Origin of the sequence: Mycobacterium sp. E735 (assembly GCF_001666955.1) — a bacterium.
Taxonomy (GTDB): Bacteria; Actinomycetota; Actinomycetes; order Mycobacteriales; family Mycobacteriaceae; genus Mycobacterium.
In genome coordinates this window covers 1-16,978 of record NZ_LZIX01000283.1, presented here as the reverse complement: position 1 = coordinate 16,978, position 16,978 = coordinate 1, and the positions used below count along the sequence as shown (strand labels likewise).

At 71.4% G+C, this 16,978-nt stretch carries 16 protein-coding genes; 8 read left to right on the top strand and 8 right to left on the bottom strand.

Annotation, left to right across the window (positions count from 1 at the left end; translation table 11 throughout):
• Positions 1 to 15 precede the first annotated feature (15 nt).
• Positions 16 to 1,377, bottom strand: coding sequence for an MFS transporter (locus A5704_RS23425; protein WP_067755381.1), 1,362 nt, complete (start codon positions 1,375 to 1,377; stop codon positions 16 to 18).
• 223 nt (positions 1,378 to 1,600) lie between these two features.
• Positions 1,601 to 2,425, bottom strand: coding sequence for a hypothetical protein (locus A5704_RS23420; protein WP_067891317.1), 825 nt, complete (start codon positions 2,423 to 2,425; stop codon positions 1,601 to 1,603).
• Between the two features lie 21 nt (positions 2,426 to 2,446).
• Between A5704_RS23420 and A5704_RS23415 the strand changes: the two genes are divergently transcribed.
• The gene (locus A5704_RS23415; protein ID WP_067891314.1) at positions 2,447 to 3,043 is read left to right on the top strand and encodes a TetR/AcrR family transcriptional regulator; all 597 of its coding nucleotides are present in this window, start codon (positions 2,447 to 2,449) and stop codon (positions 3,041 to 3,043) included.
• Here A5704_RS23415 and A5704_RS23410 read toward each other — a convergent pair.
• The 3 genes from A5704_RS23410 to A5704_RS23400 are packed head-to-tail and all read right to left on the bottom strand — an operon-like array spanning position 3,017 to position 6,776.
• Complete coding sequence (locus A5704_RS23410) at positions 3,017 to 5,197, bottom strand: AAA family ATPase (RefSeq protein WP_067891311.1); 2,181 nt, start codon at positions 5,195 to 5,197, stop codon at positions 3,017 to 3,019. The genes A5704_RS23415 and A5704_RS23410 overlap by 27 nt on opposite strands.
• Positions 5,194 to 6,057, bottom strand: coding sequence for a CDP-diacylglycerol--serine O-phosphatidyltransferase (pssA, locus tag A5704_RS23405; RefSeq protein ID WP_067754961.1), 864 nt, complete (start codon positions 6,055 to 6,057; stop codon positions 5,194 to 5,196). Before pssA ends, A5704_RS23410 begins: the two co-directional genes overlap by 4 nt.
• Positions 6,054 to 6,776 (bottom strand): phosphatidylserine decarboxylase, encoded by a 723-nt coding sequence (locus A5704_RS23400; protein ID WP_067754958.1) that lies wholly within the window; start codon positions 6,774 to 6,776, stop codon positions 6,054 to 6,056. Before A5704_RS23400 ends, pssA begins: the two co-directional genes overlap by 4 nt.
• Positions 6,777 to 6,841: 65 nt before the next feature.
• Here A5704_RS23400 and A5704_RS23395 point away from each other — a divergent pair, with 65 nt between their 5' ends.
• The gene (locus A5704_RS23395) at positions 6,842 to 8,029 is read left to right on the top strand and encodes an MFS transporter (protein WP_067784177.1); all 1,188 of its coding nucleotides are present in this window, start codon (positions 6,842 to 6,844) and stop codon (positions 8,027 to 8,029) included.
• On the opposite strand, the gene glp is transcribed toward A5704_RS23395, so the two are convergent.
• Positions 8,026 to 9,231, bottom strand: a complete 1,206-nt coding sequence (glp, locus tag A5704_RS23390) for a gephyrin-like molybdotransferase Glp (protein WP_067784175.1) — start codon at positions 9,229 to 9,231, stop codon at positions 8,026 to 8,028. The two genes, A5704_RS23395 and glp, sit on opposite strands and share 4 nt — an antisense overlap.
• A 73-nt stretch (positions 9,232 to 9,304) precedes the next feature.
• On the opposite strand from glp, the gene A5704_RS23385 reads away from it, so the two are divergent.
• The gene (locus A5704_RS23385; protein WP_067784173.1) at positions 9,305 to 9,784 is read left to right on the top strand and encodes a VOC family protein; all 480 of its coding nucleotides are present in this window, start codon (positions 9,305 to 9,307) and stop codon (positions 9,782 to 9,784) included.
• Positions 9,775 to 11,217, top strand: coding sequence for an NAD(P)/FAD-dependent oxidoreductase (locus A5704_RS23380; RefSeq protein ID WP_067891308.1), 1,443 nt, complete (start codon positions 9,775 to 9,777; stop codon positions 11,215 to 11,217). Before A5704_RS23385 ends, A5704_RS23380 begins: the two co-directional genes overlap by 10 nt.
• Positions 11,218 to 11,461: 244 nt before the next feature.
• Here A5704_RS23380 and A5704_RS23375 read toward each other — a convergent pair whose 3' ends face one another.
• The gene (locus A5704_RS23375) at positions 11,462 to 11,956 is read right to left on the bottom strand and encodes a cupin domain-containing protein (RefSeq protein ID WP_067756440.1); all 495 of its coding nucleotides are present in this window, start codon (positions 11,954 to 11,956) and stop codon (positions 11,462 to 11,464) included.
• A 31-nt stretch (positions 11,957 to 11,987) separates the two neighbouring features.
• On the opposite strand from A5704_RS23375, the gene A5704_RS23370 reads away from it, so the two are divergent.
• Complete coding sequence (locus A5704_RS23370) at positions 11,988 to 12,692, top strand: M24 family metallopeptidase (protein ID WP_067756436.1); 705 nt, start codon at positions 11,988 to 11,990, stop codon at positions 12,690 to 12,692.
• Here A5704_RS23370 and A5704_RS23365 read toward each other — a convergent pair.
• Positions 12,673 to 13,587, bottom strand: a complete 915-nt coding sequence (locus tag A5704_RS23365; RefSeq protein ID WP_067756433.1) for an SDR family NAD(P)-dependent oxidoreductase — start codon at positions 13,585 to 13,587, stop codon at positions 12,673 to 12,675. The genes A5704_RS23370 and A5704_RS23365 overlap by 20 nt on opposite strands.
• 87 nt (positions 13,588 to 13,674) lie before the next feature.
• On the opposite strand from A5704_RS23365, the gene A5704_RS23360 reads away from it, so the two are divergent.
• The 3 genes from A5704_RS23360 (at position 13,675) to A5704_RS23350 (ending at position 16,957) form a co-directional block, all read left to right on the top strand.
• Positions 13,675 to 14,256 (top strand): TetR/AcrR family transcriptional regulator, encoded by a 582-nt coding sequence (locus tag A5704_RS23360; RefSeq protein WP_067756430.1) that lies wholly within the window; start codon positions 13,675 to 13,677, stop codon positions 14,254 to 14,256.
• A 204-nt stretch (positions 14,257 to 14,460) separates the two neighbouring features.
• Positions 14,461 to 16,086, top strand: coding sequence for a chaperonin GroEL (gene groL / locus A5704_RS23355; RefSeq protein WP_055400660.1), 1,626 nt, complete (start codon positions 14,461 to 14,463; stop codon positions 16,084 to 16,086).
• Positions 16,087 to 16,225: 139 nt separating this feature from the next.
• Positions 16,226 to 16,957 (top strand): SDR family oxidoreductase, encoded by a 732-nt coding sequence (locus tag A5704_RS23350; RefSeq protein WP_231969241.1) that lies wholly within the window; start codon positions 16,226 to 16,228, stop codon positions 16,955 to 16,957.
• Positions 16,958 to 16,978 lie beyond the last annotated feature (21 nt).

The window sequence follows — 16,978 nt, the reverse complement described above, 5'->3', positions numbered from 1 at the left end:
CCAGAGTGTATGCGGTCAGGCCACGCCGACGGCGACTTTGCGGGGGACCTCTTCGACGGGATGGATGCGGCCGGTGACCAAGAGACCGGCCACCAGCGCGCCGACGAAGTACAGGCCGGCGGCGACGTGCAGCAGCCGCGCGAAGCTGGCGTCCGTCAGCGTGCCGGCCGCGATCAGGCCCACGCAGGCAACGGAACCCAGCGCCGACGTCCTGCCCACGGCGTTTTGCAGCGCCGCCGCGACCCCGCTGCGGGCCGCGTCGACCGAGGACAGATTCACCGCGGCCAGCGGCGTCAGGGTGAGCACCGAACCGACGGCCACCACGATCGTCCCGGGCAGCAGGTGCGTGACGATGTTGAACCCGTGACCGGGACGGATGAGCAGCAGCCCCAACCCGGCCAGCAGCGGGCCCGTCGTCAAACAGATCCGAGGCCCGATGCGTGCGGCGAGCCTGCCGACGCGCTTAGCGAACAGGAACGAGATGATCGGCGTGGGTAGCGTGGCCAATCCCGCGACGGTCGCGCAATAACCGGCGACCTCCTGCGTGTACAGAGCGACCGCCAGCGCGCCCATCGTGATGGCGCCGTAGACGAAGCCGGTGGTCACATTGGCACCCGCGAAATTGCGAATCCGGAACAGCCCGAGCGGCACCAGGGGGTGCGGGGCGCGGCGCTGCCACGCCGCAAACGCGACCAGCGCGGCGACGCCCACACACAGCGAGGCGGCGACGCGGGGATCGGACCAGCCGTGCTCGCGCGATTCGATCAGGGCATACACCGTGGCGGCCAGCCCCACGGCCGACAGGACCGCACCGGTGACGTCGACGCGGACGCGCTGGGCCGGCCGCGGCATCGGGTGCAGCCAGAATGTCAACGCGAAACCGATGACCATCGGAACGGCCGACAGGACGTAGATCCATCGCCAACTCAGCAAGTCGACCGCAAGGCCGCCCAGCAGCGGGCCGAGCGCGAACGCCGTGCCCGTCCACGCGGTCCAGGTGCCGATGGCCGTCGCGCGCTCCCCGCGATCGAACGTCGAATTGATCAACGCAAGCGACCCGGGCACCAGAAACGCGGCGCCGAGACCCTGGACGATGCGCCCGGCGATCAGCATCACCGGCGTGGGGGCGCCGGCCGCGAGCACCGAACCCGTCCCGAAGGCCACCAGTCCCAGGCGGATCACCGGCACCCGCCCGAACAGGTCGGACAGGGAGCCGCCGGGCAGGATCGTGGCCGCCTGCGCCAGCAGATAACCGTCGACGATCCACTGCTGCAAACAGAGCCCGCCGCCGAGGTCGCGCGCGGTGGCCGGCAGCGCCAGGTTCACCACCGTCGTGTCGAGGAAGGCGACCATCGAGACCATGGTTGCCACGACCATGACCCGGCTGGTTGGGGCGACGTTTCGCAATCGTTGCAGCCCACCCCGGGCCGTGGGCGCGGCGACAGCGACCGCGGGAGATGGCTGCAATGCAATCATGTCGGTCTCACGGTGCGGCCGCCGTCGTCGTTCATCTGATTCCTCCTCGACGGCCGCCGAATCCCGTGATCCGGCAACCGTCTTCGAGAAGATGTATACGACGGGGTTACAAGCCGACTGCGGATCAGCTGTGGTGTGCGAGTGCCCGTCGTCGTCCACCGTCGCGGACGGCCCGTTGCACCAGCTGCGGTGCGATGGCCCTATGCAGGGGACCAACGACGGCCCAGACCGTCCGGGCGGCGGTCTTGCGGTGGTAGTGCACGCGAGTGGTGAGTGTGGCCCGCAGGCCGTCCTGGCGTCGCAGCGCCAGTTCGCCCCGCATCAGCGGCCCGCTCGCCGTAAGGACGAACTCGTCGTGATCCGAGCGGGCGACCGACCAGCCGATGGGGTGATCGGGCGACGGATGCGTCGCGAGGTTGAATCTCAGGACGTGGCGGTGGAGCCACCGCACGGCGCCTCCGTTCGCTTCCCGGCCCAGCGCGTCGCGGAACATCTGCTCGGCCGAGCGCGTGTCGCCGGGCTGGATCGCGGCCTCGAAGACGTCGGTGTAGTCGGACGCGGTCGCGCTGGACCGCTCGTTAAGCACCGCAGCCGCAACGCGTTTCAGCGTCGCGCGGGTCACCGCCGCATGACCGCCGGTGCCGATGACGAGGCCGCGATACATCCGTCCGTGCAGGCCGGGGAAGGCCGCCCACGTGGTGGCGCGCAGCCGGGTGCGGTCGCCGGCCAGCGGCTCCAACTCGAACACCCACCGATACACCGCGAACGGGTGCCGGCCCTTCAGCGCGAACCGCTCCGGCGGCCGTGTCTCGTCGAGGACGAAACCGATTGGCACGGTTGACGGGTCGCCGGGATCCCGGCACATCACCCGCAGCAGCGCGGACCACGTGTCTGCGCGCCCCGCGTCCACGGTTATGGCATGCTCATCGATATAGGGTAATCGTTCCATATAGAAGGACCATACTAGATCGTGGCACCTCCGCGGAAGCATGAAACCGATGTGATCCTCGACGCCGCCCGGGCGCTGGTGCTCGACGGCGGGCCGCGGGCGGCCAGCGTCGCCGCGATCGCCAAGGCCAGCGGAGCGCCCGCGGGCACCCTGTATCACCGGTTCGGCAACCGCGACGGCATCCTGACCGCGGCGTGGCTGCGCGCGCTGGAACGCTTCCAGGCGCGCGCCCTGGCCGCGGACGGTGAGACGCCGGCGGACACCGCCGTCGCGATGGCCGTGTCCGCCGTCGGCTTCGCGCGCGAGCTGCCCGACGACGCCCGGCTGCTGCTGACGATCCGGCCCGGCGACCTGCTCGACGACGAGCCCGACGCGGCGTTCCAGCAGACGTTGGCCGCGATGAACGCGCCGCTGACCGAGCGGATCGCGGTGTTGGCCCGGCAGCTGTACGGGAACAACAGGCCCCGGTCCGTCGACGCCGTCGCGCGGGCGGTCGCGGACCTGCCCTATGCCGTGGTCCGCCGCCACGCCTACGACGATCCGATGCCGCGCTGGCTCGAGGACGATGTCGCGGTGTCGGCGTTGGCGGTGCTACGGAGCTTCGGCGAACGCCCGTAACGCCTGCACCTGCGCGGGATCCAGTGAGGGGCGCACGATTTGGCGCGCCGCCGCGATGTCGGCGGCCGTCACGTCGGTGGCGTCGATCGAGCGCCGCATCGCGGTCAGCGCCGCCTCGCGCAGCAGCGCCACGCAGTCGGCGGCGCTGTAACCGTCGAGCCCGCCGGCCACCTCGTCGAGGTCGACGTCGTCGCTCAGCGGGACGGATTTGCCCGCGGTGCGCAGGATTTCGCGGCGGGCGGCGGCGTCGGGCGGCTCGATGAAGACGTGCCGCTCCAGCCGGCCCGGGCGCAGCAGCGCCGGGTCGATCAGGTCCGGCCGGTTGGTGGCGCCCAGCACGACGACGTCGCGCAGCGGGTTGACGCCGTCGAGCTCGGTCAGCAGCGCGGCCACCACCCGGTCGGTCACGCCCGAGTCGAAGCTCTGCCCGCGCCGGGGCGCGAGCGCGTCGATCTCGTCGAGGAACACCAGCGACGGGGCGGAGTCGCGGGCGCGCCGAAACAGTTCGCGGACGGCCTTTTCCGAGCTGCCCACCCACTTGTCCATCAGTTCGGAGCCCTTGACGGAATGCACGGACAGCTGCCCGGTGCTGGCGAGCGCGCGCACGACGAAGGTCTTGCCGCAGCCGGGTGGCCCGTACAGCAGCACGCCGCGGGGCGGTTCGACGCCCAGGCGGGCGAAGGTGTCGGGGTGCTGCAGTGGCCACAGCACGGCCTCGGTCAGGGCCTGCCGGGCCTCGGTCATGTCGCCGACGTCGTTGAGGGTGATGTTGCCGACGGTCACTTCCTCGCTGGCCGACCGGGACAGCGGCCGGATGACGGTCAGCGCGCCGACCAGGTCCTCCTGGTTCAGCTCGGGCGGGCGCCCGTCGGTGCTGGCGCGTGCGGCCGCCCGCAGCGCCGCCTCCCGCAGCAGCGCGGCCAGGTCGGCGACCACGAAACCCGGCGTGCGCGCGGCGATCTCGTCGAGGTCGAGGGTGCCCGCGGGCACGGATTTCAGCAGCGACTCCAGCAGCGCCTTGCGGGTGCCGGCGTCGGGCAGCGGGAGGCTGAGCTCCCGGTCGCACAGGTCCGGCGCCCGCAGCCGCGCGTCGAGCTGGTCGGGCCGCGCGGAGGTGGCGATCAACGCGACACCCTCGGTCGCCACGGCGGTGCGCAGCTCGCCCAGGATCAGGGCGGCCACCGGCTCGGGGGTGGCCGGCAGCAGGGCGTCGACGTCGGTGATCAGCAGGACGCCGCCGCCGTCGCGGACGGCCTGCACCGCCGAGCTCACGGTCTTGAGCCGGTCCTCCGGCGTCAGCGCGCCCACCTCGGGGCCGTCCAGCTTGACCAGCCTGCGGCCGTCGCACACCGCGCGCACCAGCGTCACCTTGCCCACCCCGGCCGGGCCGGACACCAGCACGCCCAGGTTGGCGCCGGCGCCCAGGGTCTTGAGCAGGTGCGGCTCGTCGAGCGCGAGCTTGAGCCATTCGATGAGCTTGGCGGCCTGCGGCTGTGAGCCCTTGAGTTCCTCGAGGACCGTTTCGGGGCTGGCCACGTCGACCAGCTCGGTGGACACGGCCGGGCCGCCGGCCGGCACGCCCACGCCCCAGGTGACCAGCGAGTTGGGCTGCACGCTGACCGGGCCGAGCGGGTCCACGCCGGTGACGGTCAGCAGCTCCGAGGTCCAACTGATGCCCACCGAGGCCGCCAGCGCGCGGGTGGCGGCCGCCGTCGAGAAGCCCGGGCCCAGATCGCGGGGCAGCAGCGACACGGCGTCGCCGACGGTCAGCACCTTGCCGAGCAGGGCCTGCCGCAGGGTCACCGGCGAAATGGACTGGCTGGCCAGCGACGAGCCGGACAGCGTCACCGACCGGGCGCCGTAGACGGTGACCGCGCCGACGATCACGGCGGTGCCCTCACGCAGCCCGGCGTTGGACAGCGTCACGTCGTCGAGCAGCGCGGTGCCGACCGGGGTGTCCGGCCCGGCCAGGCCCGCCACCGCCGCCGTGGTCCGCGAGCCCGTCAGCGCCACCGCGTCCCATTCCCGAATGCCAAGCGCGGCAACCACGCTCGGGTGCAGCCGGACGACACCGCGGCGCGAGTCGACGGCGGAGGTGTTCAACCGCGCGGTGAGCGTGAGCTGACGGGCCGCATCCTCGCCCGGCCGGCTCATGGCAGGCGCCCACCCGGCTTGCGCAGCCCGAGCCGCGCCATCGACCGGCGATGCGGCTGCGCCCGGCGGATCGCGCGCCGCGCGGCGCGGCGCTGCTTGGGCTCGTCGGCCCACGCCTCGGGGTGCGCGGCCAGCCAACGCTGGTTGCGGATCGCGAACGGGACGTGGCAGAGGTAGGCGATGATGATGACCCAGATCAGCACGTAGGGGGCCAGCACCGCCGCGGCCGCGCAGATGGCCAGCAGCGCCAGCAGCGGCGCCGCCCAGCTGGGGGGCACCGCCGCGGCGTGCATCTTGCGCATCGGGATCTTGCTGATCATCAGCATCGACGTCCCGGTGATCCAGATGCACAGGAACGCCGTCGAGGTCCACCAGCCCTCGCCGAACTGCAGCTTGAGCCCGATCAGCCCTATCATCGACACCGCGCCCGCCGGCGCGGGCATGCCGACGAAGAACTCGTGGGTGTAGGCGGGCTGGCTCCCGTCGCTCTGCAGCGCGTTGTACCGCGCCAGCCGCAGCACGACGCACACGGCGTAGAGCAGGATCACCACCCAGCCGGCCGGCGACTTCGTCAGCATCGTCACGTAGAGCACGATCGCCGGCGTCACACCGAAGTTCACCGCGTCGGCCAGCGAGTCGATCTCCTCGCCCATGCGCGACTGGGCGTCCAGGATGCGGGCCACCCGGCCGTCGAGCCCGTCCAGGATGGCCGCCGCGGCGATCAGCGCCATCGCGGCCTTGGGCTGGTGCTCGAGGGCGAACCGGATCGAGGTCAGGCCCGCGCAGATCGACAGCACCGTCATCGCGCTGGGCAGGATCTGCAGGTTGACCGACGGCCTGCCGCGCGGCTTGCTGATCATGGCAGCTCGGCCAGCACGGTTTCGCCGGCGATCGCGCGCTGACCCTCGCGGACCAGTGGTTCGGCGCCCGCCGGCAGATAGGTGTCGAGCCGGGAGCCGAACCGGATCAGGCCGTAGGTGTCGCCGATCGTCAGCTTGTCGCCGACGCGCGCGTCGCAGATGATGCGCCGCGCCAGCAGCCCGGCGACCTGCACGGCCACCACCTCCGCGCCGGTCGGCGTCCGGATCCGCAGGCTGGTGCGCTCGTTCTCGGTGCTGGCCGCGGCCAGATCGGCCGACCCGAACCGGCCGGGCCGGTGCTGCATGGCGATCACCTCACCGCTCACCGGCGCCCGCTGCACGTGGGCGTCCAGCAGCGACAGGAAGATGCTGACCCGGGGCAGCGGCGCGTCGCCCATGCCGAGTTCGGCCGGCGGGGCGGCGGCGTCGATCACGCACACCAACCCATCGGCGGGTGCGACGATCGCACCCGGCCGGGTCGGCGGTACCCGGGGTGGGTGGCGGAAGAATCCGGCGCAGGCGCCCGCCGCCAGCAGGCCGGCCCGTCGGATCCACCGGTGCCTGCGGCCGGCCAGCGCCAGCGCCAGGCCGCCGGCGATGAACGGCCGGCCCGCCGGGTGGACCGGCGGAACGGTCGAGCGCACCAACTCCAACGCGTGCTGCGGGCTGAACGTTGGATCCTCGGCCGTAGGGCCGACAGGGCGGGGGCGTCGTGCCACGCGGCCATCTTACGAAAGCCGCGGCCGGTTGGTTCGGGCCCGCAGGGGGAACGCCCACCTTCGACATGCATCCGAATGACCCGCGGCTGCGCCGGGCGAAGATCGCCGTCACCGCCGTGTTCATCGCCCACGCCGTGGGGTTCTCGTCGTGGGCCGCCCACATCCCGGCGGTCAAGGCCGGGCTCGGCCTGTCCGACGCGGCGCTGGGGACGGCGCTGTTCGGTGCACCGCTGGGGTCCGTGCTGGCCACCGTGGCCAGCCACTGGGCGCTGCCGCGGTGGGGCAGCCACCGGCTGATCCCCGTGACCGCCGCCGGCTACGCCCTCGCGGGGACGACCGTCGGGCTGGCCCGCTCCGGGCCGGCGCTGTTTGCGGCGCTGGCGCTGTGGGGGATGTTCCAGGGCGGGCTGGACGTCGCGATGAACACCCAGGCCGGCACGGTCGAGCGCCTGGCGCGCGCACCGATCATGGCGCGCTTCCACGGCATGTGGAGCCTCGGCGCGCTGCTGGGCGCCCTGATCGGCGCGGCGTGCGTCGGCGCCGGCGTCGGGCTGACGCCCCAGCTGGCCGCCGTCGGGCTCGTCGCCCTGATCGTCGTCGGTGCGCTGGCGCGCGGGCTGATCCCGGACCCCGCGGCGGCGGCGTCGCGGGAGCGGTCCGGGCGGGGCTGGCTGACACCGACGGTGGCCATCCTGGCGGCGGTGGCCTTCGTGTCCTTCCTGTGCGAGGGCGCCGCCACCGACTGGTCGGCCAACTACCTGCGCAACGTCGTCGGCGCCGGGCCGGGGGTCGCCGCGCTGAGCTATGCGGCCTACACGCTGACGATGGTCCTGACCCGGCTCGGCGCGATACGCCTGCACTCGCGGCTCTCGGCCCGCCGGTTGCTGCCGGCGCTCGCGCTGTTCGGCGCTGCGGGCCTGGGCGTGGCGCTGGCGGCCGCCAATCCCGTTGTCGCCGTGGCCGGTTTCGCCGCCCTGGGCGTCGGGGTGGCGCTGCTGGTGCCGACCGCGTTCAGCGCCGCCTACGGCGCGGGCGGCGCGGGCTCGGCCATCGCGATCGTCGCCGCGACGGGCTGGCTGGGTTACCTGCTGGGGCCGCCGCTGATCGGTCACCTGGCCGACCGCGTCGGGCTGGCGGCGGCCCTGGTCACGATCCCGGCGCTGATGTCGGTCGTCGCGGTCGCCATCCGCTGCGTCGCCGCGTTCGACCGGGCCGACGATTTCCATCGGCAGGTCGCCACCCCGGCGGGTTAGGTCAGGTCCCAGACCTGCAGCTCGGTCCCCTCGGGCACCTCCGCCACGTCCTCGGGAATGTCCAGCAGCGCGTTCGCCGACGCCAGCCACCGCAGGTGATGCGAGGCCGGCGGGCCATAACTGGTGACGGTCGCGGTGTCGCGGTCCAGCACCGCGCGGCGGAACTGCCGCTTGCCGCGCGGCGAGGTCAGCGATTCGGTCAGCACGGCCGCCCGGTGCGGGCGCTCCGGGTCGGGTAGGCCCATGGCCCTGCGCAGCGCGGGCCGGATGAAGACCTCGAAGGACACCAGTGCGCTCACCGGGTTGCCGGGCAGGGTGACGATCGTCGCGCCGGCCACCCGGCCGATGCCCTGTGGCATGCCGGGCTGCATCGCCACCTTGACGAACTCCACGCCCTGGTCGCCCTCGCGGCCGAACGCGTCCTTGACGACCTCGTAGGCGCCGGCGCTGACCCCGCCGCTGGTGATGATCAGGTCGCAGTCGGCCGCGTAGCGATCGAGGATCGAACTGAACTGCGCGACATCGTCTTCCGCCGTAGCCACCGCGATCACGTCGGCGCCGGCGTCGCGGACGGCCCCGGCCAGCATGATCGAATTCGACTCGTAGATCTGCCCCGGCCGCAGCGGATTGCCGGGCGCCACCAGCTCCGACCCGGTCGACAGCACCAGCACCCGCTGGCGCGGCAGCACCGGCAACTCGGCCATGCCCAGCGCCGCGGCCAGGCCGAGCACGGCCGGCGTCACCACCTGGCCGCGCCGCAACACCGTCGTGCCGGGGGCCACGTCCTCGCCCGCGCGCCGGATGTGCTTGCCGGCCTCACGGGGCGCGCGGATCGACACGACGTCCACGCCGCCGTCGGTGTCTTCGACCGGCACGACGGCCGTCGCGCCGGCGGGCAGCGGCGCGCCGGTCATGATGCGGTGCGCGGTGTGGGGTTGCAGCGTCAACTCGTCGGTGCGCCCGGCGGGAATGTCCTCGACGACCTCGAGGGCCACCGGGTGCTCGGGGGTGGCGCCGGACGTGTCCTCGGCTCGCACCGCGTATCCGTCCATCGCGGAGTTGTCGAAGACCGGCAGCGCCAGGCGCGCGACCACGTCCTCGGCCAGCACCAGCCCTTGCGCCTCGGCCAGTGCGGCGGTGGCAGCCGGGCGGGGACGGATCAGTTCGGCTACGACGCGCTGATGTTCTTGGACCGACCGCACCCCGCCATTATCGGCCGGTCAGATTTCCCAACCGCTCCCGGTGAGGCCGTGGGACCGACGTAGAGTCGAGAACGTGATTACCGGGATGGCCCACACCGGGGTGTGTGTTCCGGATTGCGAGGCGGCCGTCGCCTTCTACCGCGACGTGTTGGGCCTGCGTGTGCTCTCGCCGCCGTATGTCATGACCGGTAACGCCATTCGCGACGACATGGGCGAGCTGGTGGCGGACCCCAGCATGAAGGCGGCCATCGTCGGGTTCGACGGCGACGGCGATCGCGTGCTCGAGGTGATCGAATACCTCGGCGCGGCGGGCTCGGATCGGCCCGGTCGCGCCGGCCTCACCGACCCGGGGCTGTCCCACGTCGGGCTGATCTGCGAGGACCTCGACGCCACCCGGGCGGAGCTGGAAAGCAGGGGCGTGCGCTTTCTGGTCAGCGGGATCGCGGAGGTCGCGCGGGTCCGCACCACCTGGTTCGTCGACCCGTGGGGTGTGGTGTTCATCCTGGTGGAGAAGACCCGGCCGCAGCGACCCTACTTCGCGCAATGGGACTGAAGCCGCGAGTCGCGATCATCGGCGCCGGTGCCGGCGGCATCGCCATGGGCATCCAGCTGGCCGAGGGCGGCTACGACTTCACCATCTACGACCGGGCGGACGGATTCGGCGGGACCTGGCGCCACAACACCTTCCCGGGCGCGGCGTGCGACGTCCCGTCGCACCTGTACTCGTATTCCTTTGCGCCAAACCCGCGTTGGAGCAAGACGTACGCCAACCAGCCCGAGATCCTGGCGTACCTGGAAAGGGTCGCCGACGGTCACGGGCTGGGCGCGCGCCTGCGGGCGAACACCGCGGTGGCCGCCGCGCGCTGGTCGGACACCCGGGGCCGCTGGACCCTGACCGACGACGCCGGTCGCGAGCACGAGTTCGACGCGGTCGTCAGCGCCGTCGGGATGCTCGACGTGCCCCACGTCCCGGACATCCCCGGCGCGCGGCGGTTCCGCGGCCGCCAATTCCATTCGTCGCGTTGGGATCACAGCAAGTCGACGGCCGGCGAGCGGGTGGCGTCCATCGGCACTGGCGCCAGCGCCATCCAGTACGTGCCCGCGATCGCGCGAGAAACCGCGCACCTGACCGTGTTTCAGCGGACCCCGATCTGGATCGCGCCCCGCTTCGACTTCCCGTTCACGCCCGAACAGCACGAGCTGTTCGAACGCCACCCCGAGATGGCGCTCAAGCTGCGCGACGAGGCCTTCGACGCCTACGAGTCGTCCAGCTTCGACGTCGACGCCGCGCAGACGCGGGAAGCGACCGAGCTGGCCCGCAGCTACCTGATGCGCAAGGTGGCCGACCCCGAGCTGCGCGCGAAGCTGACGCCGGACTATCCCGCCGGCTGCAAACGGCCGCTGATGTCGCGCGAGTGGTATCCGACGTTCGCGTTGCCCAACGTCACACTGGAAACGGCCGCCATCACCGAGCTGACCGAGCGGGGCGTGCGCACCGTCGACGGCGTCGAACACCGCGTCGACACCGTCATCTACGGCACCGGGTTCACCGCCGCCGACTACCTGGCCAGCATCGACGTCCACGGGTCGGGCGGGCGCCGCCTCGCGGACGACTGGCGCGACGGCGCCGAGGCGTACCTGGGCACCCTGGTGGCCGGCTATCCGAATTTCTTCACGCTTTACGGGCCCAACACCAACGGCGTCAATTCGATCATCTACATCCACGAGGCGCAGACCACGTTCGTCCGCCACATCCTCGACGTGATGAACGCCCGGGGGGCGCGCACCGTCCAAGTGACACCCGACGCGCAGCGCCGCTACAACGACGAGATCCAGGCGGCCATGGTGGGCAAGGTCTGGCTCGCATGCGACAACTACTTCCGGCATCCGAGCGGGAAGGTGGTCACCCAATTGCCTTACAGCGGACGCACTTTCTTCGAGCGCACCCGCGAGCTGGTCGACGCCGACTACCGCTTCGGCCGGTGACCGGTCGGACGCCTGAACCGGCGCCCGCGGACCCGGGCGGACGCGGTCGGCACGCGCCGCAGGCCCGGGCGCCTGGGCCGTTTGACCCGCTCGGCGGTCCGCACCGGGGCGCTGTACGCCGTCTCGACCTTCATCCGCAACCACGCCGCGGCGCGCTTCGTCCTCACCTGCACGGCCAAACCCTACGTCGCGCGCGCGCCGCGTATCAGTGCGCGGCACCTAGAGTTCGCTCACCGTTAACCGGTTACTGCACCCAATAGTTGTCGTGCAGAACGAACCACTCCCGGCGTTCGTCGTCGGTCATGTCGGCCAGCGCCGCGAAGCCCTCGAAGTACGTCTCGCGTGGGGCACCCGGCGCGAACAGCATCAGGATCGACGCCGGCTCGTCGGCCCCGTTGCGGAAGCCGTGCACGCCGCCCGGCGGCACGTAGAGGAAGTCGCCCTGCCGGCCGTCGGCCCACTGCGTGCCGTCGTAGAGCTTCATCGTGCCGGAAAGCACGAAGAAGGCCTCGGACATCGCCCGGTGGAAGTGCGGTCCGGGGCCGCCGCCGCCCGCGGGGATGTCGACCCGGTACAGCCCGTAGTCGCCGCCGGTGGCCTGGTCGTTGGCCAGGTAGTGGTACTTGACGCCACCGGTCTCGTAGTCGGGCGGCTCGTCGGCACGCTTGAGCCAGGCGCTGATCCCCGGCTCGTCCTTGGTGTACCGGGGCGGCGGATAGGGCGGCACGACGAGCGACATGGTTTCCAGCCTGCCAGTTAGCATCGCGAGAGTGGAGGCCCCGGAGGACGTGCGCGCGCAGCGGCTGCTCGAAGCCCAGGAGAAGGCGTCGCAGTTGTTCGACGAGGTCGAGCGGCGCGGCATCATCCGGCCGGGCGTTTCCGAGCGGCAGCTGTCCGATGAGATCAACCGCCTCGCCGCGGACCTGTTCGGCGTGACCCGGCACTGGCATCGGCGCATCGTGCGGGCCGGCGAGAACACGCTGCAACCCTTCAGCGAGCGCCCGCCGGACCGGCTGGTCGCCGACGGCGACATCGTCTTCCTCGATTTCGGGCCGATCTTCGCGGAGTGGGAGGCCGACTTCGGCCGCACCTTCGTGCTCGGCGACGACCCGGCCAAGGCGGCCCTCCGGGACGCGCTACCCCGGGTGTGGCGGGCAGGCCGCGAGTACTTCGACCGGCGCCCGGACGTCACCGGGGCCGAGCTCTTCGACTTCGTCGTCGGCCTGGCCCACGCCGAGGGTTTCGAGTTCGCCAGTTCGATCGCCGGTCACCTGGTCGGAGAGTTCCCGCACAAGAAGATCGCCGGCCCCGGCGTCCAGTGGTACATCGCGCCAGGATCGAACAAGCCGATGCGGCGCACAGACCCGGCCGGCCGCCTGTGCCATTGGATCCTGGAGATCCATCTGGCCGACCGGGCCCGCGGCTTCGGCGGTTTCTACGAGCAGCTGCTCGATGTCAATCCAGGGGATACGTGACGCCGGTCAGCTCCTCCGACACCGCCCACAACCGCCGCTGCCGCTCGGCGTCGTGGGATTTCGCGCTCGACGACACCAACTTCGGATAGCCGCGGGTCTCGGCGAACCCGTCGGGGCCGTAGTACTGGCCGCCGAGAACGGCCGGGTCGGTGGCGGCGCGCAGCGTCGGGAGCGCGCCCATGGCGGCGTCCTGCGCGATCACCGAGAAGAACACGTTGACGAGCGGCCGGAACGCCGTGGGCGTGTAGCGGCCCAGTTCGGTGTTCGAGCCGCCGGGGTGGGCGGCGGTGGCGATCGTCGTCCCGCGGGGGGCCAGCCGCCGCTGCAGCTCGTAAGTGAACAGCAGGTTGGCCAGCTTGGCTTGCCCGTAGGCCGCGACCCGGTTGTAGGAGCGTTCCCACTGCAGGTCGTCGAAATGGATGTCGGCCAGGATGCGGTGGCCCACGCTGCTCACCGTCACGACCCGCGATCCGGGCACCGGCAGCAGCCGCTCCAGCAGCAGGCCGGTGAGGGCGAAGTGGCCCAGGTGGTTGGTGCCGAACTGCATCTCGAAGCCGTCTTTGGTGGTTTCCTTCGGTGTGTACATGACGCCGGCGTTGTTGATCAGCAGGTCGATCTGCTCGTAGTCGGACTTGAGTTGTTCGGCCGCCGCGCGGATGGAGTCCAGCGACGTCAGGTCGAGCTCCTGCAGCGCCACGTCGGCGTGCGGGCTCGCGGCGGCGATGCGCGCGGCGGCGTCCTTGCCCTTATCGAGGTTGCGCACCGCGAGCACGACGCGTGCGCCGTGGTCGGCCAGCGCGGCGGCGGTCTCGTAGCCGAGGCCGGTGTTGGCCCCGGTGATGACGGCGACCCGTCCGGCCTGGTCGGGAATGTCTCGCGCGGTCCACTTGGCCATCGGAAGCTCCTCAAAGTAGTAAGGTAAACGGGGCGAGCGCTCCGGTTGACTCGACTATACGGAACGCACGCCCCGCTTTGTCAACCGATGGGTGGTGAATTGTTGGCCGAACCCGCACGGCCGTTGCGCGCCGACGCGGCGCGCAACCGCGCGCGCGTGCTGGACGTCGCCTACGAGACCTTCGCCGCCGAAGGCCTGTCGGTGCCCATCGACGACGTCGCCCGCCGCGCCGGGGTGGGGGCCGGCACCGTCTACCGGCACTTCCCGACGAAGGAAGCGCTGTTCACCGCCGTGATCGAGGACCGGATGCGCCGCCTCGTCGACGACGGGCACGCCCTGCTGAAGTCGGAGGGCCCGGGGGAGGCGCTGTTCGCCTTCCTGCGCTCGATGGTCCTGCAGTGGGGTGCCGCGGACCGCGGCCTGGTCGACGCGCTGGCGGGGTACGGAATCGACATCGCCTGCGCCGCCCCCGAGGCCGAGGAAGCGTTCAGGGCCATGCTGGGCGAGCTGCTTCGTGCCGCCCAGGAGGCCGGCACCGCGCGGCGCGACGTCGACATGCGGGATCTGAAGGCGATCCTGGTCGGCTGCCAGGCGATGCAGGCCTACGACTCGGCGCTGGCCGAGCGGGCGACCGACGTCGTCATCGACGGTTTACGCGTGCAGCGATAAGGCCTGACCCGTTCTTGCACTCGGCATAGGCGAGTGCTAAGAATGACCTTGGCACTCGCGACAGGTGAGTGCTAGGTCGGGACGGTGAGACCAGCAGACACCTGGGGTCGTCCGTCGCGGGCACTGCACCCGGCCAGCGTAAGTAATGGGGTGGCCACCCGTGGCCACCCGGTGTCATTCCCGATCCGGAGGAATCACTTCGCAATGGCCAAGACAATTGCGTACGACGAAGAGGCCCGTCGCGGCCTCGAGCGGGGGCTGAACGCCCTCGCCGACGCGGTAAAGGTGACGTTGGGTCCCAAGGGCCGCAACGTCGTCCTGGAGAAGAAGTGGGGCGCCCCCACGATCACCAACGATGGTGTGTCCATCGCCAAGGAGATCGAGCTGGAGGACCCGTACGAGAAGATCGGCGCCGAGCTGGTCAAGGAAGTCGCCAAGAAGACCGACGACGTCGCCGGTGACGGCACTACGACGGCCACGGTGCTGGCCCAGGCGCTCGTCAAGGAGGGCCTGCGCAACGTCGCCGCGGGTGCCAACCCGCTGGGCCTCAAGCGCGGCATCGAGAAGGCCGTCGAGAAGGTCACCGAGGTCCTGCTCAAGTCCGCCAAGGACGTCGAGACCAAGGAGCAGATCGCGGCCACCGCGGCGATTTCCGCGGGCGACCAGTCCATCGGCGACCTGATCGCCGAGGCGATGGACAAGGTCGGCAACGAGGGCGTCATCACCGTCGAGGAGTCCAACACCTTCGGCCTGCAGCTCGAGCTCACCGAGGGCATGCGGTTCGACAAGGGCTACATCTCGGGCTACTTCGTCACCGACGCCGAGCGTCAGGAAGCCGTCCTCGAGGACCCGTTCATCCTGCTGGTCAGCTCCAAGGTGTCCACCGTCAAGGACCTGCTGCCGCTGCTGGAGAAGGTCATCCAGGCCGGCAAGCCGCTGCTGATCATCGCCGAGGACGTCGAGGGCGAGGCCCTGAGCACCCTGGTGGTCAACAAGATCCGCGGCACCTTCAAGTCGGTGGCCGTCAAGGCCCCCGGCTTCGGCGACCGCCGCAAGGCGATGCTGCAGGACATGGCGATCCTCACCGGTGGTCAGGTGATCAGCGAAGAGGTCGGCCTGTCGCTGGAGAGCGCCGACGTCGCCCTGCTCGGTAAGGCCCGCAAGGTCGTCGTCACCAAGGACGAGACCACCATCGTCGAGGGTGCCGGTGACACCGACGCCATCGCCGGGCGCGTGGCCCAGATCCGCCAGGAGATCGAGAACAGCGACTCCGACTACGACCGCGAGAAGCTGCAGGAGCGCCTGGCCAAGCTGGCCGGCGGTGTTGCGGTGATCAAGGCCGGCGCCGCCACCGAGGTGGAGCTCAAGGAGCGCAAGCACCGCATCGAGGACGCGGTCCGCAACGCCAAGGCCGCCGTCGAGGAGGGCATCGTCGCCGGTGGTGGCGTGGCCCTGCTGCAGTCGGCGCCGTCCCTGGAGGAGCTCAAGCTCACCGGTGACGAGGCCACCGGCGCCAACATCGTGCGCGTCGCGCTCGAGGCCCCGCTCAAGCAGATCGCCTTCAACTCCGGGCTGGAGCCCGGCGTTGTCGCCGAGAAGGTCCGCAACGCGAAGGCCGGCACCGGCCTGAACGCGGCCACCGGCGAGTACGAGGACCTGCTCAAGGCCGGCGTTGCCGACCCGGTCAAGGTCACCCGCTCGGCGCTGCAGAACGCGGCGTCCATTGCCGGGCTGTTCCTGACGACCGAGGCCGTCGTCGCCGACAAGCCGGAGAAGGCGGCCGCTCCCGCGGGCGACCCGACCGGCGGCATGGGCGGTATGGACTTCTAAGTCCGACAGCTACGGGAAAACCCGGCTCCCCTTGGGAGCCGGGTTTTTTCGTGCGCCGAGCTTCTCGGGATATGGACGATTTCCCAGCCCTTCTCGTGCATCGGGCTCACGCTCGACGGCCCCTTGTAGGGTTCGACGCGTGGCCCTTCCGACTCCCTCACCCACCAGCACCGCCGTGGTGACCGGCGCATCGTCGGGCATCGGCGCCGACATCGCGCGGGAACTGGCCGACCGCGGTCACGGCGTGACGCTCGTCGCCCGCCGGGAGGACCGGCTGCGCGAGCTGGCCGACGAACTCTCGAAAAGCGTGCGCGTCGAGGTGATCGCCTGCGACGTCGCCGACGCGGCCGCCCGCGCCGGCCTGCTCGACGAGGTCGGCCGCCGCGGCCTGGCCGCCGACATCCTGGTCAACAACGCCGGCGTCGGCACCATCGGATCGGTGACCGCGGCGCGCGCCGACGACGAGATCGCCCAGGTGCGGGTCAACTGCGAGGCGGTCATCGACCTGACCACGCGCGCGGTCCAGCAGATGGTGCCGCGCGGGCGCGGGGCGATCCTCAACGTCGGGTCCACCGCCGGCTACCACCCCTTCCCGGGGCAGGCCGGTTACGCGGCCACCAAGGCGTTCGTGAAGACCTACACCGAGGGGGTGCGCGGCGAGCTCGCCGGCACCGGTGTCACCGTCGCGCTGCTGTGCCCGGGCCCGGTGCGCACCGAGTTCCTGAAGAACGCGGGCATGGACGAGCGCAAATTCGCCGACGCGTTCCCGAAGTTCATGTGGATGCCGTCGCGCGACGTCGCGCGCATCGGGGTCGACGCGCTCGCGCTCCCGGTCGAGGGCTGGATGCGGCCCTGGCCTTCAGCCGGCTGAGAGGTCGCGTTTGAGGCCGGG

What these genes read in the sequence shown, in the direction of transcription:
- A5704_RS23425 (WP_067755381.1), bottom strand. Translation starts at nt 1,377, where the DNA reads ATGGTCGTGGCAACCATGGTCTCGATGGTCGCCTTCCTCGACACGACG.
- A5704_RS23420 (WP_067891317.1), bottom strand. Translation starts at nt 2,425, where the DNA reads ATGGAACGATTACCCTATATCGATGAGCATGCCATAACCGTGGACGCG.
- A5704_RS23410 (WP_067891311.1), bottom strand. Translation starts at nt 5,197, where the DNA reads ATGAGCCGGCCGGGCGAGGATGCGGCCCGTCAGCTCACGCTCACCGCG.
- pssA (WP_067754961.1), bottom strand. Translation starts at nt 6,057, where the DNA reads ATGATCAGCAAGCCGCGCGGCAGGCCGTCGGTCAACCTGCAGATCCTG.
- A5704_RS23395 (WP_067784177.1), top strand. Translation starts at nt 6,842, where the DNA reads ATGCATCCGAATGACCCGCGGCTGCGCCGGGCGAAGATCGCCGTCACC.
- A5704_RS23380 (WP_067891308.1), top strand. Translation starts at nt 9,775, where the DNA reads ATGGGACTGAAGCCGCGAGTCGCGATCATCGGCGCCGGTGCCGGCGGC.
- A5704_RS23375 (WP_067756440.1), bottom strand. Translation starts at nt 11,956, where the DNA reads ATGTCGCTCGTCGTGCCGCCCTATCCGCCGCCCCGGTACACCAAGGAC.
- A5704_RS23365 (WP_067756433.1), bottom strand. Translation starts at nt 13,587, where the DNA reads ATGGCCAAGTGGACCGCGCGAGACATTCCCGACCAGGCCGGACGGGTC.
- A5704_RS23360 (WP_067756430.1), top strand. Translation starts at nt 13,675, where the DNA reads ATGGGTGGTGAATTGTTGGCCGAACCCGCACGGCCGTTGCGCGCCGAC.
- groL (WP_055400660.1), top strand. Translation starts at nt 14,461, where the DNA reads ATGGCCAAGACAATTGCGTACGACGAAGAGGCCCGTCGCGGCCTCGAG.